The organism is Coralloluteibacterium stylophorae, assembly GCF_018122625.2.
Taxonomy (GTDB): domain Bacteria; phylum Pseudomonadota; class Gammaproteobacteria; order Xanthomonadales; family Xanthomonadaceae; genus Coralloluteibacterium; species Coralloluteibacterium stylophorae.
In genome coordinates, this window is the sequence record NZ_JAGQFT020000004.1 from 356,360 (window position 1) to 370,400 (window position 14,041).

Consider the following 14,041-nt stretch of genomic DNA (forward strand, 5'->3'; position numbering starts at 1 on the left):
AGCCACGAGTCACCCGGCCGACGCGCGTGGCCACTAAGCTAGCACGCCGTCCCGGTCCCACTCCGACGCCCGATGCCCCACGCCGACCGCGCCCCGACGCTCTCCGACATCCATGCCGCCGCCGCCCGCATCGCGCCGCTGGCGCATGTCACGCCGGTGCTGCGGTCGCGCTCTCTCGACGCCATCGCCGGCTGCGAGCTGCACTTCAAGTGCGAGCACCTGCAGCGCATCGGCGCGTTCAAGTTCCGTGGCGCGGCCAATGCGGTGTTCTCGCTGGACGAGGCTGCGGCCGCGCGCGGCGTGGTGACCCAGAGTTCGGGCAACCACGGCGCCGCCATCGCCCTGGCCTGCCGCCTGCGCGGGATCCCGGCCACGGTGGTGGTGCCGCGCAGCGCGCCGGCGATCAAGCTCGCCGCGATCCGCGACTTCGGCGCGCGCATCGTGCCCTGCGACACCAGCCAGGCCGCGCGCGACGCGGCGACCGCGGAGGTCCTGCGCGAGAGCGGCGGCGAGCTCATCCATCCCTTCAACGACGCGCGCGTCATCGCCGGCCAGGGCACCGCCACGCTCGAACTGCTGGCGCAGGCGCCCGGGCTGGACACGGTGCTGGCGCCGGTGTCCGGCGGTGGCCTGCTCTCGGGCACCGCGATCGCCGCGCATGCCCACGACGCCGGCATCCGCGTGTTCGCCGCCGAACCCGAGGGCGCGGCCGACGCGCATGCCTCCTTCGTGTCCGGCGCGCGGGTCACCGGGCGCCACGCGGAGACGATCTGCGACGGCCTGCGCGCCGAGCTCGGCACCCTCACCTTCCCCATCGTGCGCGAGCACGTCGAAGACATCCTGCTGGTGTCGGACGACGAGGTGGTCGCCGCGATGCGCCTGGTGTGGGAGCGCCTGAAGCAGGCGATCGAGCCGTCGGCGGCGGTGACGCTCGCGGCGGTGCTGCGCCACCGCGGGCGCTTCGCCGGGCGCCGCGTCGGCCTGATCCTGTCCGGCGGCAACGTCGATCTCGACGCGCTGCCGTGGCGCACCGGCGGGACCGCGGCATGAGCCGGCGGCGCAGGCGCGCGCGCGGCACACGCGCCTCCGGCGGGCGCTGGATCCTGCGCCTGCTCGTGCTGGGCCTGCTGTGGATCGCCGGCGTCGCCCTGTACATCCTGTGGGTCGGCGAGCAGGACGACACCACGCCGCGCGACGTCGCCATCGTGCTCGGCGCGGCCGCCTACCACATCAACCCGTCGCCGGTGTTCGAGGAGCGCATCCGCCACGGCGTCGACCTCTACCGCGCCGGGCGCGTGCGCCGGCTGATCTTCACCGGCGGCTACGGCGCCGGCGCGGCCTATGCGGAGAGCCAGGTCGCGCGCCGCTTCGCCAGCGCGCGCGGCGTGGCCGAGGACGACATCCTGATCGAGACCGCCTCCAGCACCACCCGCGAGAACCTGCACGAGGCCGCGCGGCTGATGCGCGACAACGGGCTGGCGACCGCGATCGTGGTCAGCGATCCGCTGCACATGGCGCGCGGCCTGCGCCTGGCGCGCGAGGCGGGCATCGACGCGGTCGGCTCGCCGACCCCGACCAGCCGCTTCCGCTCCTGGCGCGCGCGTGGCGGATTCCTCGCGCGCGAGGTCTACTTCTTCCACCGCGACCATCTCATCAACCTGTGGCAGCGCGTCATCGGCTTCGACGCGCCGCCCGCCACGACGGAGACGCCATGACCCGCACCGACGCCATCGACCTCGTCCAGGGCTACTACGCCGCGTTCAACGCCGGCGACTGGCGCGGCATGCTCGACCGCCTGACGCCGGACGTCGTGCACGACATCAACCAGGGCGCGCGCCAGAGCGGCACCGACGCCTTCGAGGCCTTCCTCGCGCACATGGACCGCTGCTACGCCGAGCGCCTCGCCGACATCGTGGTGATGGCCAGCGACGACGGCCGCCGCGCCGCGGCGGAATTCGTCGTCCACGGCACCTACAAGGCCACCGACGAGGGCCTGCCGCCGGCGCACGGGCAGACCTACGTGCTGCCGGCCGGCGCCTTCTTCGAGATCCGCGACGGCCGCATCGCGCGGGTCAGCAACTACTACAACCTGCCGGACTGGACCGCCCAGGTCGAAGGCTGAGCTGCGGCTCAGGCGCCGCGGTCGCCGCGCAGGACGCGTTCGGCGGCCGCGCCGGCCGCGGCCTCGCGCGCGGCCACCCGCGCGAAGGCGACGATGCCGGCCACGACCACCACGGCGCCGGCCAGCGCCAGCCCGCGCGGCCACGGTTCGCCCAGGAACAGCGCGCCCAGCAGCACCGCGAACAGGATCTCCGCCGCCTGCATCGCCTCGACCGCGCCCAGCGCCGCCGGGCGTCCGCCGACCATGCCGGTCGCGCGGAAGAACAGGATGGTCGCGACGATGCCCGCCGACACCGCGACGCCCGCCGCCAGCGCGACCTGCCCGGGCGCCGGCAGCCCGCTGCGCCACAGCGCCACCGCAGCCAGCAGCAGCCACGCCGGCTGGCTCGCCAGGGTCAGGCCGAACACGCGCTGGGTGGCGTCCAGGCGCACCTCGTCCCGCTCCAGGTGCAGCAGCAGGCCGCGGTTGCCGAGCGGATAGGCGAAGGCGGCGACCAGCACGCAGGCGAAGGCGACCGCGGCACCGGCATCCAGCGCACCGCCGGCGTGGCCGAGCTGGATCAGGCCGACCCCGGCCAGCACCAGGCCGCCGACCGCATAGGCCGACGCCGGCACGTGCCGGCGCGCGTCGCGATAGAGGAAGGGCGCGCACAGCATTCCCGCCACGACGGTCACCTGGAACGTGCCGGCGACCAGCCAGGACGGCCCGCTCGCGGCCGCGTAGGACATGCCGGCGTAGAACAGGACGAAGCCGATGCCGCTCCACAGCAGCCAGCCGCCGGGCCGCGCGCGCAATGCGGCGACGACTGGCGCGGCGCCGAGTTGCGGTCGCCCGCGCCCGCGCCATGCCATCCACGCCCACAGCATGGGCAGCGTCAGCAGATAGCGCAGCGCCGCCGTCCACAGCCAGTCGCCGCCGTCCACCGCCGCGGCGCGGTTGAGGACGTAGGTGGCGGTGAAGAACAGCGCCGACAGCAGGCCCAGGACGATGGCCGCGAGCGCCTCGCGCGATGCGCTCACCGGCTTTCCCCGCGGCGCCGGATCGGGATCCCGGCCACCGGGATGCTCGCGATCTCGCCGCCGGCGCCGCGCCGCGGCGCGCCCGGTGCCGGGCTCCAGGCCTGCGCGTAGACCACCTCCCAGGTGCTCAGCAGCACGCCGTCGCGACGTTCGCCTTCGTAGGCGTCGAACACCGCGCGCATGCGCGCCTTGCCGGTGAGCGCGCGGCGACGGTCGCTGGCCGCGTTGGTCGCGCCGATCGCGCGCAGCTCGCGCATCAGCGCCGGCACGTCGGGATAGGTCAGGGTGAAGGTGTCCTGGTCGAGCACGGGATCGCGGAAGCCGGCGGCGACCAGGGCATCGCCCAGGCGCTGGATCGGCGCGAACTCGCTGACGTGCGGCGCGCCGCCGTCGGCCGCGGCGAAGGCCTGGCGCAGTTCCACCAGGGTCTGCGGCCCGAACGAGGACATCAGGAACAGCCCGCCCGGCTTCAGCACGCGGCGGATCTCGGCCAGCGTCGCCGGCAGGTCCTGCGCCCACTGCAGGCACAGGCTGGAGAACGCGACGTCGAAGGCGGCGTCGGCGAAGGGCAGCGCCGCGGCGTCGCCGCACACGCGCCGGAACGGGCGCAGCCAGCCGGCGCGGCGGCGCGCCTGGCGGAGCATGGGCAGGGCCTGGTCCAGCGCGACCACCTCGGCGCGCGGCCAGCGCTTCTTCATCGCGGCGCTGGCGCGCCCGGGCCCGGCGCCGATGTCGAGCACCCGCGCCGGCACGCGGTCGTCGAGGTACTCCAGCGACTCCAGCAGGCGCGTCTCGACCTCGCGCTGCAGGATCGCCGCGGCCTCGTAGCCCTCCGCCGCACGACCGAACGCGCGGCGGAGCTGGCGGCTGTCGTAGCGCCCGCTCATGCGTGCAGCGCCCGGGCGAAATCGACCAGGTGATCCGCCACCTCGCCGGCGTGGGTCAGGAACGGCGCGTGCCCGGCGTGCTCCAGCCGCACCGAGTTCGCATCGGGGACGAGCGCCGCGGCGGCCGCCATGGCGCGCGGATCGACCAGGCGGTCGCGCCGGCCCGACAGCCACAGGCTCGGCACCGCCAGCGCCGGCAGGCGCGCGCGCAGGTCGCAGGTCTCCAGCACGCGCAGGCCCTCGGCCAGCGCCGCCGCGGCCGGCTCGCCCTGCGCGAACACCTCCGCGCGCAGCGCCCGCAGCGCGTCCTTCATGTGTTCGGCGCCGAAGGCCTCGAGCGCGAGGAAACGCTCCAGCGTGCCGTGGAAATCGGTGGCGAGCCCCTGGCCGAAGTCCTGGAAGATCTCGGGCGACACGCCGTGGCGCCAGTCCGCGCCGCGCACGAAGCGCGGCGTCGCGCACAGCATCACCAGGCCGCGCACGCGCCGCGGCTGCGCCAGCGCGGCGGCCAGCGCGGTGAGCCCGCCCATCGACCAGCCCAGCCACAGCGCATCGTCCGGCGCCTCGGCGAGCAGCAGCTCGGCGCAGCGCTCGGGATCCAGGCTCGCCGCGGATCCGCGGCTGCGGCCGTGCCCGGGCAGGTCGACCAGGTGCAGGTCGAAGTCGTCCTCCAGTCGCGCCAGCAGCGGCGCGAAGATGCCCGCGTGCATGGCCCAGCCGTGGACCAGCAGCAGCGGCGGTGCGCCGGTGCGGCCGCGGCGTTCGACGATCAGTCCCATCTCAACCCTCCGCCAGCAGCCGGTGCGCCGGCTGGATCGGCTTCGGTGCGCCGGCGCAGGCCAGGCACAGCGCATCCAGCAGCATGTCGATGTCCTCTTCCCCGTGCGCGGCCGAGAGCGCGACGCGCAGGCGCGCCTGGCCCTGCGGCACGGTCGGCGGCCGGATCGCGGCGACCCAGATCCCGGCTTCCTCCAGCACCCGCGAGGCGGCGAGCGCGGCGGCGTTGTCGCCGAGCAGGATCGGCTGGATCGGCGTGAACGACTCCGCGAGCGGCAGCCCGAGCTGCCCCGCGCCGCGGCGGAAGCGCGCGATCAGCGCCTGCAGCTTGGCCCGGCGCCACTGCTCGCGGCGGGCGACGGCGACCGAGGCCAGCATGGCCGCGGCCAGGGCCGGCGACGGTGCGGTGGTGTAGACGTGGGCACGCGCGTGCTGGGCGATGTGCTCGATGAGCGCGGCGTCGCCGACCACCGCCGCGCCCTGCCCGCCCAGCGCCTTGCCGAAGGTGACCAGCTGCAGCGCGTCGCCGCGCCCGAGCCCGGCCGCCGCGGCGCTGCCCGCGCCTTCGCGGCCGAGCACGCCGACGCCGTGCGCGTCGTCGACGTAGAGCAGGGCCGACTCCGCGCGCGCCAGCAGCGCCAGCTCGCGCAGCGGCGCGATGTCGCCGTCCATGCTGAACACGCCGTCGGTGGCGATCAGCGCCGGTGCGTCCGGGCTCGCGCGCAGCTGTCGCCCGGCGCCCTCGGCGTCGGCATGCGGATAGCGGCGCAGCGCGCAGCCGGCCAGGCGCGCACCGTCGATCAGGCTGGCGTGGTTGAGCCGGTCCTGCACGCACAGCGCCTCGCCGTCCTTCGCGGTGGCGCCGAGCAGGGCCTGCAGCACGCCGAGGTTGGCCTGGTAGCCGCTGCCGAACAGCAGCGCGCGCTGCGCGCCGAGCCAGTCGGCCAGCGCCTCCTCGAGGCGCGCATGGATGGCGTGGTGGCCGCAGACCACCGCCGAGGCGGCGGCGCCGACGCCGTGCAGCGGCGCCGCCGCGACCAGAGCGTCGCGCACCTCGGGATGCTCGGCGAGGCCGAGGTAGTCGTTGCTGCAGAAGTTCAGCAGCCGGCGCCCGTCGACCACCGCGCGCGTGCCCTCGCGGCGGTCGACCCGGCGCTGCACGCGGACGGCACCGGCGTCGGCGCGCGCCGCGGCGAGTGCGGCGATGCGGTCGCGCAGTCGCGGGCGCGCCATCGCGGCCTCAGGCCGCGCAGCCGTGGCGGGCGCTGTCGACGATGTCGGCGTGCACGGTGCCGGCCTCCTCGACCACCTGCATCGGGCGGATGCCGAGCCGGCGGAACAGCCGCATGTCGTGCTCGGCCTCCGGGTTCGCCGTGGTCAGCAGCTTCTCGCCGTAGAAGATCGAGTTGGCGCCGGCGGCGAAGCACAGCGCCTGCAGCTCGTCGGACATGGTCTCGCGGCCGGCCGACAGGCGCACCATCGAGCGCGGCATCATGATCCGCGCGGCGGCGATGGTGCGTACGAACTCGAAGGGATCGAGCTCGGTGGTGCCGGCCAGCGGCGTGCCTTCGACCTGCACCAGGCGGTTGATCGGCACCGAGTCCGGATGCGCCGGCAGGTTGGCCAGGGCCTGCAGCAGGCCGGCGCGCTGCGCGCGCGACTCGCCCATCCCGACGATGCCGCCGCAGCAGGTCTTCATGCCGGCGTCGCGCACGTGCTCCAGCGTGTCGAGGCGGTCCTGGAACTCGCGGGTGTGGATGATCTCGCCGTAGAAGTCCGGCGCGGTGTCGATGTTGTGGTTGTAGTAGTCCAGGCCGGCCGACTTCAGCGCCTGCGCCTGTTCGCCGGAGAGCATGCCGAGGGTGGCGCAGGTCTCCAGGCCGAGCGCCTTCACCTCGCGGATCATCGCCGCGACCTTGGGGATGTCGCGGTCCTTGGGGCTGCGCCAGGCCGCGCCCATGCAGAAGCGCGAGGCGCCGGCGGCCTTGGCCGCGCGCGCCTTGTCCAGCACCGCGTCGAGGCTCATGAGCTTCTGCGCCTCGACCCCGGTGTGGTAGCGCTGCGCCTGCGGGCAGTAGGCGCAGTCCTCGGGGCAGCCGCCGGTCTTGACCGAGAGCAGGGTCGAGACCTGCACCTCGGCCGGATCGAAGTGCTCGCGATGCACGCTGCCGGCGCGGTGCAGCAGCTCGGTGAACGGCAGGTCCATCAGCGCTTCGATCTCGGCGCGGGTCCAGTCGTGGCGCAGCGGGGTGGCTTCGTGGCGGTGCGCGGCCATGGCGGGCCCTCGGCAGCTATAAAGAGGCGGAAGTCTGGAAACGGATGCCATGACTGTCAACGAAAACGGACCTTCCGCGGTTGACGGCTGGACGCAGCGGCTCGGCCGCCTGCTGCTGCCGCCGCGCTGCCTGGCCTGCGGCGAGCCCGCGCCCGGGCCCGACCTCTGCGCCGCATGCGCGGCGGAGCTCCCGCGCAACCACGGCGCCTGCCGCGGGTGCGCCCTGCCGCTGCCGACGGACGAGCCGGCGGCGAGCTGCGGCCGCTGTCTACGCCGGCCGCCGCCCTTCGCCGCGACGCTGGCGCCGTTCCTGTACGCGGCGCCGCTCGACCGCCTGCTGCCCCGCCTGAAGTTCCACGGCGACCTCGCTGCCGGGCGCGTGCTCGCCGACCTGCTGGCCGCGGCCGCCGGCGCGGCGCTCGAGACCGGCCTGCCGCGACCCGAGGCGCTGGTCCCGGTGCCGCTGCACCGCGCGCGCCTGCGCCAGCGCGGCTACGACCAGGCGCTGGAGATCGCCGTGCCCGTCGCCCGCGCGCTGCGGATCCCGCTGCGCACCGATCTCCTGCTGCGCCGGCAGGCGACCGCGGCGCAGTCCGAACTCGCCGCCGCCGCCCGCGCCCGCAACGTGCGCCAGGCGTTCGCCGTGCCCGCGTCGATCGGTGCCCCGCCCACGCACGTCGCCCTGATCGACGACGTCATGACCACCGGCGCCACCCTCGCCGCCTGCGCCCGCGCCCTGCGCCGCGCCGGCGTCGTGCGGGTCGACGCCTGGGTGGTGGCGCGGGTGGGGCAGGCGTGGTGAAGCGGGGATCGGCGCCTGCAGACGGTCGCGACGATTTCGGAACCCGTAGGAGCGGCTTCAGCCGCGACCGCCACAGAGCGCGCATCGGCGCTGCGTCGGGGCGTCGGGGCTGAAGCCCCTCCCACAGGACGCCCAGCCCACCATTCCCGATTCCCGATTCCCGATTCCCGCAGCTGCTGGCCGCTCCGACCGCCCGGTCGCGGCTGAAGCCGCTCCTACAGGAGGTCCGGTGGTCTAGACGCGGCGCAGGGTCTGCGGCTGCGGGCGCCAGTAGACCGGCGGCTCCAGCGGTTCCCCGGCCTCGATCAGGAGGCTGCGGATCAGCTCGATCTCGGTCATGCCCGGCGCACGCACCTGGCGCATCCAGGCGCGGAAGCGGGCGGCATCGCCGGCCGGCGTCGGCGTCAGCCCGGCGCTGCGCAGGCTCTGCCAGGTCAGGGTGCGGCGCTGCGCGCGGAGCGCGTCGACCTCCTCCTCGCTCGCCGCCAGGCGCTGCTGCATGGCCAGGCCGATCCCGCGCACCAGCACGGTGTCGCCGCGCTCGGCGAGCTCGCGCCCGACGCGCTCGCAGGCGGCGCGCGGCGCGCCGGTGGCTCCGCCGAGGTCCGGCGCGCAGCGCGCCACGACCGCCTGGTACATCGGCGTCGCATCGTCGCTCCACAGGCCCATGGCCAGGGTCGCGGCGAGCACGTCGACCTCGACGCCGCCATCCGGCGCCATCCGCGCCAGCGCCCGCGACGGCGGATGGCGCTCGAAGGCCTCCAGATAGACGCGCAGGCGCTCGTAGTGGTGCGCGTCGAAGCGCGTCGACGCGGCGACATCCAGCGTCTCGCCCGGCAGCACCACGTCGACCGCCAGCAGGCGCGCGGCCAGGTTGTCCGGCTCGAGTTCGAGCAGGCGCGCGATCGCCGCGCGCCGCAGCGAGGGATAGGCCAGGGTCAGCGCGTCGGTCGCCAGCATCCACTGCACCAGCGCGTCGTCCTGGCCGCGGCGCTGGACCGCCTCCAGCAGCACGCCGCGCTCGTCGGGGCGGAACCCGCTGAGCCCGTCCAGCGGCGATCCGGCGCCGTCGAGCGCGCGCGCGCGGCTGGCGATCCAGGCGCCGATGCGTGCCGACAGCAGCTGGTCGCGCACCTCTCCGGTGGCGAGCAGGCGCGCCTCGAGCCTGGCGAGGTAGCGGTCGACCGCACCGTTGAAGCGGGCGAGGTCGCGGCTGCGGCCGGCCTCGGCGCCGCGCGCGCGCAGCAGGCAGGCCTCGCGCGCGCGGCCATCCATCGCCTCGCAGCGCTCCGGCGGCGGCAGCCGCGGCGTCGGCGGCAGCGCCTGGGCGGAGCCGCCCAGCAGTGCCAGGACGAGAACGAGCAGAGATGCGGAGCGCATGCGCGAGCGGTCGGAAACAGGGCGGGAGCACCGTCTAGCAGGCGGGCGACGGTGGACCGCTGTCAAGCGCCACCCGCCGTCGCCGCCTGCACGAGCCAGCGCCAGGCCGGCAGCGTGGCGAGCGCCAGGAGCAGCCCGTAGCCGACCAGCGCCGCGGCCAGGCGCGGGGCCAGGCCATGCGCGATGGCCAGCGCGCCGGCGGTGATCATCGGCGGCATCGCGGCTTCGAGCACGGTCGCCTGCAGCACCACGCCATCGAGTCCCAGCGGCACCGACAGCGCCAGGGCCAGCAGCGGCAGCAGTGCGAGCTTGAGCACGAGCCCCGCCGCCAGCGGGCCGATCTCCCGACGCGGCATGCGCAGCTGGATCGACAGCCCGATCGCCAGCATCACCAGCGGCAGCATGGCGTCGGCCAGCCGCTCGAGGCCGCCGGCGAGCCAGTGCCAGGGCTCCACCGGCATCACCGTGAGCCCGAGCACCAGCGCCCAGAGCGGCGGGAAGGCGAGGATCCGGCGCAGCATCTCGCCGGCGGCGGGCGGACGATCGCCGCCGTAGCGGGCCAGCACCCACAGGCCGAAGGTCGCCAGCAGGATGCCATTGCCGAACTGGTCGTAGACCACCGCGTACGGCAGCGCCGCGTCGCCCAGCAGCGCACGCGTCAGCGGATAGCCGAGGAAGCTGGTGTTGCCCAATCCGAGGCACAGCAGCAGCGCGCCGCGCTCGCCCAGCCCCAGGCGCAGCGGCCGCGCCAGCAGCGCCACCGCGACCACCACCGCGACCAGCAGCAGGTAGGGCATCGCGATCACCCCGATGAGGCCGAGGTCGAACTCCAGCCGCGGCACGTACAGCAGCACCGCCGCCGGCAGGCAGACGTAGAGCACCACCAGGTTGATCACCTCCGGCGCGTTCGCCGGGAAGGCGCGCAGCCTGGCGAAGGCCATGCCCAGCAGCAGCATCGCCAGCACCAGGGCGTAGGCATCGAAGGCCATGGAGGGTTCCGGAAGCGAAACGACAGTGGGGCGGGCGCACCACCCCGTGCGGGATTCTCCCGCAGCGCGTGGCACCCTCGCGAGCTTACGGAACGCTATGGTCGCGGTGGGCCCATCAACCATCCGGTGATCGCCAGCCGCGGTTGCGCGGCCCATGGCGCCACCAGGCTCACCAGGTGCTCGGCCGGCACCTTGAACAGGCTGAGGCTGTTCCACAGCGGCAGGAACGTCGCCTCGACCTCGCCCCGGGCGTCCAGGAACTGCAGCAGACCGCCCCAGTCCGCCCGCCACTGCCGACTGAGGTTGATCACATAGGCATAGCGACGATCGTCGCCGCGATTCTCGTCGCTGTGCGGCAGCAGGAACTGTCCCGGGCGGTAGCGCGTGGCCTGGGCATCGGCGCGCACGATGCCGTCGTCGCCAGTGATGTAGCGGGCGAAGGCGAGGAACTGCGGCGAGTTCAGGAACTCCAGTACCACGTGCAGCACGAGCGAGCGGTCCCAACCCTCGCGCGCAGCCCGCACCAGCATGTAGCTGTCGTAGACGAACTGAAAGCTCGTGCCGGCCTGTGCATGGGCGGCGGCGAGCAGCCCGCGGTACTCGGGAGAATCCGCTGCGAGCACCTCGGGCGCATGATGGCGTGGCGTCCCTCCCGCGCGCTCGGCGACCCGCCACGGCACCTCATCCTCGAGGCAGCGCGCGAGTCGTTCGGCCGCATCCGGCTGCAGGACCTCGCGCACCTGTGCGCGGCGATGCCGCGCGAGTTGCCCGCGCAGTGCGTCGGCGTCGATGGCGTTGCTGAACATCGCGACTCTCCCCAGTGCGCCTGCGGACCTGTCAGTACCCCGCCGCCTGGCCGTCCTTGCGGCTCTCCGAGGCGCCGTAGTACACGCCGCTGTCGGGGTCGCGGCGGATCGCCTGGTAGCCGCCGTAGGGGCCGAGGGCGAACTCGACGCGGTGGCCGAGGTTCATCAGCCCGCGCACCGCCTCGTAGTCGAAGCCGGTCTCGAGCTGCACCACGCCGCCGTCGGTCATCGGCGCGTTCTGCCCGGTGGGCTCGGTCGAACCATCGTGGTGGATGCGCGGCGCGTCGCCGGCCTCCTGCAGGTTCATGCCGAAGTCGACCAGGTTCATCACGATCTGCGCATGACCCTGCGGCTGCATCGCGCCGCCCATGACGCCGAAGCTCACCAGCGGCTCGCCGTCGCGGGTGAGGAAGCCGGGGATGATGGTGTGGAACGGCCGCTTGCCGGGCGCATAGCTGTTGGGGTGGCCCTCCTTGAGGACGAACATCTCGCCGCGGTCCTGGAAGATGAAGCCCAGGCCCGGCGCGGCCATGCCGCTGCCCATGCCGCGGTAGTTGGACTGGATCAGCGAGACCATCATCCCGTCGGCGTCGGCCACGGTGAGATAGATGGTGTCGCCCTCGTCGAGCTCCGGCGGCGTCCCCGGCTGCACCGTGCCGAGCACCGCGTCGCGCGAGATCAGCGCGCGACGCTCGGCCGCGTAGTCCTTGGAGATCAGCCAGTCGACCGGCGCCGGCGCGAAGGCCGGATCGGCGTACCAGCGCGCGCGGTCGGCGAAGGCGAGCTTCTTGGCCTCGGTGAAGAGATGCAGGTGCTCGGTGCTGCCGAACGCGATCTCCGAGAAGTCGTAGCCTTCCAGGATGTTGAGGATCTGCAGCGCGGCGATGCCCTGGCCGCCGGGCGGCAGCTCCCACACGTCGTAGCCGCGGTAGTTCGTGCTCACCGGCTCGACCCAGTCGCCGTGGTGCGCGGCCAGGTCGGCGTAGCGCAGGAAGCCGTCGTTGGCGCGGAAGTAGGCGTCGATCGTGCGCGCGATCTCGCCCTTGTAGAAGGCGTCGCGACCGCCGCGGGCGATCGTCTCCAGGGTGTCGGCGAGGTTGGGGTTCTTCCAGATCTCGCCGGTGCGCGGCGCGCGACCGTCGATCGTGAACTGCTCGACGAAGCCGGGATACGGCGACAGCCGCGGCACCGACCGCCCCCAGTAGTAGGCGACGGTCTCGGCGACCGGGTGGCCCTCGCGGGCGTAGCGGATCGCCGGCGCCAGGTTCTCGCGCATCGGGCGCCGGCCGAAGCGTCCATGCAGGGCGAACCAGGCGTCGACGGCGCCCGGCACGCTCACCGGCAGCGGGCCGAACGGCGGGATGTCGGTGAGCCCGCGGCGCTCGAACTCGGCCAGGGTCAGCGCCTGCGGCGAGCGGCCCGAGCCGTCGTAGCCGTGCAGGCGCTTCGACTTCGGATCCCAGACGATCGCGAACAGGTCGCCGCCGATGCCGTTGCCGGTCGGCTCCATGAGGCCGAGCGCGGCGTTGGCCGCGATCGCCGCGTCGACCGCGCTGCCGCCGGCCTGCATCGTGTCGAGCGCGATCTGGGTGGCCAGCGGATGCGAGGTCGCGGCCATCGCGTGCGGGGCGATCACCTCCGAGCGCGTGGCGAAGCTCCGCCCGGTGATGCGGTCGGCGGCGGCCGCCAGCAGCGGCAGCGCGGCCAGCAGGAAGAGGGCGCCGGGAGCGGCGCGGCGGAGCGGGAACGGCTGGGTCATGGCGGGATCCGGAACGCGGGACCGTCCGAGGATAGCCGCGTGCGCGGCGAGGGCTAGGGTCGGCCCCAGCTGTCGCGCAACGCGGCATCGGCCTAGCGTCGGGATCCACCGTCACGACCCGCCCGCGAGGCCGTCATGCACGTCCAGTCCAGCTCATCGTCCCTGCCCCGCCTCGACGACGTCGCCGGCGCCGCCGCGCGCAGCGCGCTTCTCGGCACGGCGGACACCGTCCCGCCCGCGCCGCTGCAGGCGGCCGGACGCTACGCGCCCGAGGCGAGCTACCACCCGCAGGTGCAGGCGCTGCAGGGCGGCTTCGACGTCGCCGCCGCCGGCACCGCGGCGAACCAGGGCCCGTCCTTCGACGCCCGCGTGCGTGGGCAGGACGCGCAGGCGGTCGACCTCGAGCTCGCGCAGATGGCGCAGGACGTCTACGAACTGGGCAGCAGCGGCATCGCCGGCTGGAACCGGCTCGACGACGGCGAGCTGATGGCCGCGGGCATCGATCCGGCCGCGCTGGAGGACAGCAGCACCGGCTTCCGAGCCGCGATCTACACCAACGGCGACGGCGACCACGTGCTGGCCTTCGCCGGCACCGACGCCACCAGCCTGCGCGACTGGGCCGCCAACCTCGGCCAGGGCCTGGGCATGGACACCTCGCAGTACAACCAGGCCGTGGCGCTGGCCAAGGACGCCAAGCTCGCGTTCGGCGACGATCTCGTGATCACCGGCCATTCGCTCGGCGGCGGCCTCGCCTCCAGCGCGGCGATCGCCACCGACAGCGCCGCGGTCACCTTCAACGCCGCCGGCCTCACCGACTCGACCCTGCGCCGCATCGGGGTCGATCCCGCCGCCGCCAAGCAGCAGGCCGAGGACGGCGGCATCCGCCGCTACGCCGTCGCCGACGACATCCTCACCGACAAGCAGGAGCACGACATCCCCACCCGCTGGGTGATGGCCGACGCGGTCGGGCACAAGATCGAGCTGGACAATCCCGACCCCATGTCCTGGTGGGAGCACGCCATTCCCGGCAAGGGGCTGGTGCACAGCATCAATTCGCACCTGATGGGTGCGGTGCTGGATGCGCTCGGCGGCCAGGAGCCCTGGAACTGACGCCGGCGATGCGTTCTGATCTCCCCACCCGGCCGCGGTGACGCGGCCGCCCGGCGCTGGTCTTCCGCTTGATCACGACCCATCCGGTTTCCGTCGGCACCCGCCGCGCCCCGCG

Annotated in this window: 14 protein-coding genes; 5 read left to right on the top strand and 9 right to left on the bottom strand. The window is 74.4% G+C overall.

Annotated elements, in window-relative coordinates; genetic code table 11:
* Positions 1 to 72 precede the first annotated feature (72 nt).
* The 3 genes from KB893_RS08290 to KB893_RS08300 are packed head-to-tail and all read left to right on the top strand — an operon-like array spanning position 73 to position 2,122.
* Entirely contained in the window at positions 73 to 1,050 is a 978-nt protein-coding gene (locus KB893_RS08290) for a pyridoxal-phosphate dependent enzyme (RefSeq protein WP_211927120.1), read from the top strand.
* Entirely contained in the window at positions 1,047 to 1,715 is a 669-nt protein-coding gene (locus tag KB893_RS08295; protein WP_211927119.1) for a YdcF family protein, read from the top strand. Before KB893_RS08290 ends, KB893_RS08295 begins: the two co-directional genes overlap by 4 nt.
* A complete protein-coding gene (locus KB893_RS08300) occupies positions 1,712 to 2,122 on the top strand; it encodes a ketosteroid isomerase-related protein (RefSeq protein ID WP_211927118.1) in 411 nt (136 codons plus the stop codon). The genes KB893_RS08295 and KB893_RS08300 overlap by 4 nt, the downstream gene beginning before the upstream one ends.
* 8 nt (positions 2,123 to 2,130) lie before the next feature.
* Here the strand turns inward: KB893_RS08300 and KB893_RS08305 are convergent, their stop codons facing one another.
* The 5 genes from KB893_RS08305 to bioB are packed head-to-tail and all read right to left on the bottom strand — an operon-like array spanning position 2,131 to position 7,080.
* The gene (locus KB893_RS08305) at positions 2,131 to 3,141 is read right to left on the bottom strand and encodes a multidrug resistance efflux transporter family protein (RefSeq protein ID WP_338026906.1); all 1,011 of its coding nucleotides are present in this window, start codon (positions 3,139 to 3,141) and stop codon (positions 2,131 to 2,133) included.
* Complete coding sequence (bioC, locus tag KB893_RS08310) at positions 3,138 to 4,028, bottom strand: malonyl-ACP O-methyltransferase BioC (RefSeq protein WP_211927117.1); 891 nt, start codon at positions 4,026 to 4,028, stop codon at positions 3,138 to 3,140. The genes KB893_RS08305 and bioC overlap by 4 nt, the downstream gene beginning before the upstream one ends.
* Entirely contained in the window at positions 4,025 to 4,807 is a 783-nt protein-coding gene (gene bioH / locus KB893_RS08315) for a pimeloyl-ACP methyl ester esterase BioH (protein ID WP_211927116.1), read from the bottom strand. The genes bioC and bioH overlap by 4 nt, the downstream gene beginning before the upstream one ends.
* Before the next feature lies 1 nt (position 4,808).
* Positions 4,809 to 6,038 (bottom strand): 8-amino-7-oxononanoate synthase, encoded by a 1,230-nt coding sequence (bioF, locus tag KB893_RS08320; RefSeq protein ID WP_211927115.1) that lies wholly within the window; start codon positions 6,036 to 6,038, stop codon positions 4,809 to 4,811.
* Between the two features lie 7 nt (positions 6,039 to 6,045).
* Positions 6,046 to 7,080, bottom strand: coding sequence for a biotin synthase BioB (gene bioB, locus KB893_RS08325; RefSeq protein ID WP_211927114.1), 1,035 nt, complete (start codon positions 7,078 to 7,080; stop codon positions 6,046 to 6,048).
* A gap of 49 nt (positions 7,081 to 7,129) precedes the next feature.
* Here bioB and KB893_RS08330 point away from each other — a divergent pair, with 49 nt between their 5' ends.
* The gene (locus KB893_RS08330) at positions 7,130 to 7,882 is read left to right on the top strand and encodes a ComF family protein (protein WP_211927113.1); all 753 of its coding nucleotides are present in this window, start codon (positions 7,130 to 7,132) and stop codon (positions 7,880 to 7,882) included.
* 234 nt (positions 7,883 to 8,116) lie between these two features.
* Here KB893_RS08330 and KB893_RS08335 read toward each other — a convergent pair whose 3' ends face one another.
* The 4 genes from KB893_RS08335 to KB893_RS08350 all read right to left on the bottom strand — a co-directional run bounded on the left by KB893_RS08335 (position 8,117) and on the right by KB893_RS08350 (position 12,816).
* The gene (locus KB893_RS08335) at positions 8,117 to 9,262 is read right to left on the bottom strand and encodes a hypothetical protein (protein ID WP_211925385.1); all 1,146 of its coding nucleotides are present in this window, start codon (positions 9,260 to 9,262) and stop codon (positions 8,117 to 8,119) included.
* A 62-nt stretch (positions 9,263 to 9,324) separates the two neighbouring features.
* Positions 9,325 to 10,251, bottom strand: a complete 927-nt coding sequence (locus tag KB893_RS08340) for an AEC family transporter (RefSeq protein ID WP_211925384.1) — start codon at positions 10,249 to 10,251, stop codon at positions 9,325 to 9,327.
* A gap of 95 nt (positions 10,252 to 10,346) precedes the next feature.
* Positions 10,347 to 11,057, bottom strand: coding sequence for a 2OG-Fe(II) oxygenase (locus KB893_RS08345; RefSeq protein WP_211925383.1), 711 nt, complete (start codon positions 11,055 to 11,057; stop codon positions 10,347 to 10,349).
* 31 nt (positions 11,058 to 11,088) lie between these two features.
* Complete coding sequence (locus tag KB893_RS08350; RefSeq protein WP_211925382.1) at positions 11,089 to 12,816, bottom strand: gamma-glutamyltransferase family protein; 1,728 nt, start codon at positions 12,814 to 12,816, stop codon at positions 11,089 to 11,091.
* A gap of 135 nt (positions 12,817 to 12,951) precedes the next feature.
* Here KB893_RS08350 and KB893_RS08355 point away from each other — a divergent pair, with 135 nt between their 5' ends.
* Positions 12,952 to 13,926, top strand: coding sequence for a Tle-like phospholipase domain-containing protein (locus KB893_RS08355; protein ID WP_211925381.1), 975 nt, complete (start codon positions 12,952 to 12,954; stop codon positions 13,924 to 13,926).
* Positions 13,927 to 14,041: the final 115 nt, after the last annotated feature.

Coding starts and splice junctions, on each gene's coding strand:
- KB893_RS08290 (WP_211927120.1), top strand. CDS start 73: ATGCCCCACGCCGACCGCGCCCCGACGCTCTCCGACATCCATGCCGCC.
- KB893_RS08295 (WP_211927119.1), top strand. CDS start 1,047: ATGAGCCGGCGGCGCAGGCGCGCGCGCGGCACACGCGCCTCCGGCGGG.
- KB893_RS08300 (WP_211927118.1), top strand. CDS start 1,712: ATGACCCGCACCGACGCCATCGACCTCGTCCAGGGCTACTACGCCGCG.
- bioC (WP_211927117.1), bottom strand. CDS start 4,028: ATGAGCGGGCGCTACGACAGCCGCCAGCTCCGCCGCGCGTTCGGTCGT.
- bioH (WP_211927116.1), bottom strand. CDS start 4,807: ATGGGACTGATCGTCGAACGCCGCGGCCGCACCGGCGCACCGCCGCTG.
- bioF (WP_211927115.1), bottom strand. CDS start 6,038: ATGGCGCGCCCGCGACTGCGCGACCGCATCGCCGCACTCGCCGCGGCG.
- bioB (WP_211927114.1), bottom strand. CDS start 7,080: ATGGCCGCGCACCGCCACGAAGCCACCCCGCTGCGCCACGACTGGACC.
- KB893_RS08330 (WP_211927113.1), top strand. CDS start 7,130: ATGACTGTCAACGAAAACGGACCTTCCGCGGTTGACGGCTGGACGCAG.
- KB893_RS08335 (WP_211925385.1), bottom strand. CDS start 9,262: ATGCGCTCCGCATCTCTGCTCGTTCTCGTCCTGGCACTGCTGGGCGGC.
- KB893_RS08340 (WP_211925384.1), bottom strand. CDS start 10,251: ATGGCCTTCGATGCCTACGCCCTGGTGCTGGCGATGCTGCTGCTGGGC.
- KB893_RS08345 (WP_211925383.1), bottom strand. CDS start 11,057: ATGTTCAGCAACGCCATCGACGCCGACGCACTGCGCGGGCAACTCGCG.
- KB893_RS08350 (WP_211925382.1), bottom strand. CDS start 12,816: ATGACCCAGCCGTTCCCGCTCCGCCGCGCCGCTCCCGGCGCCCTCTTC.
- KB893_RS08355 (WP_211925381.1), top strand. CDS start 12,952: ATGCACGTCCAGTCCAGCTCATCGTCCCTGCCCCGCCTCGACGACGTC.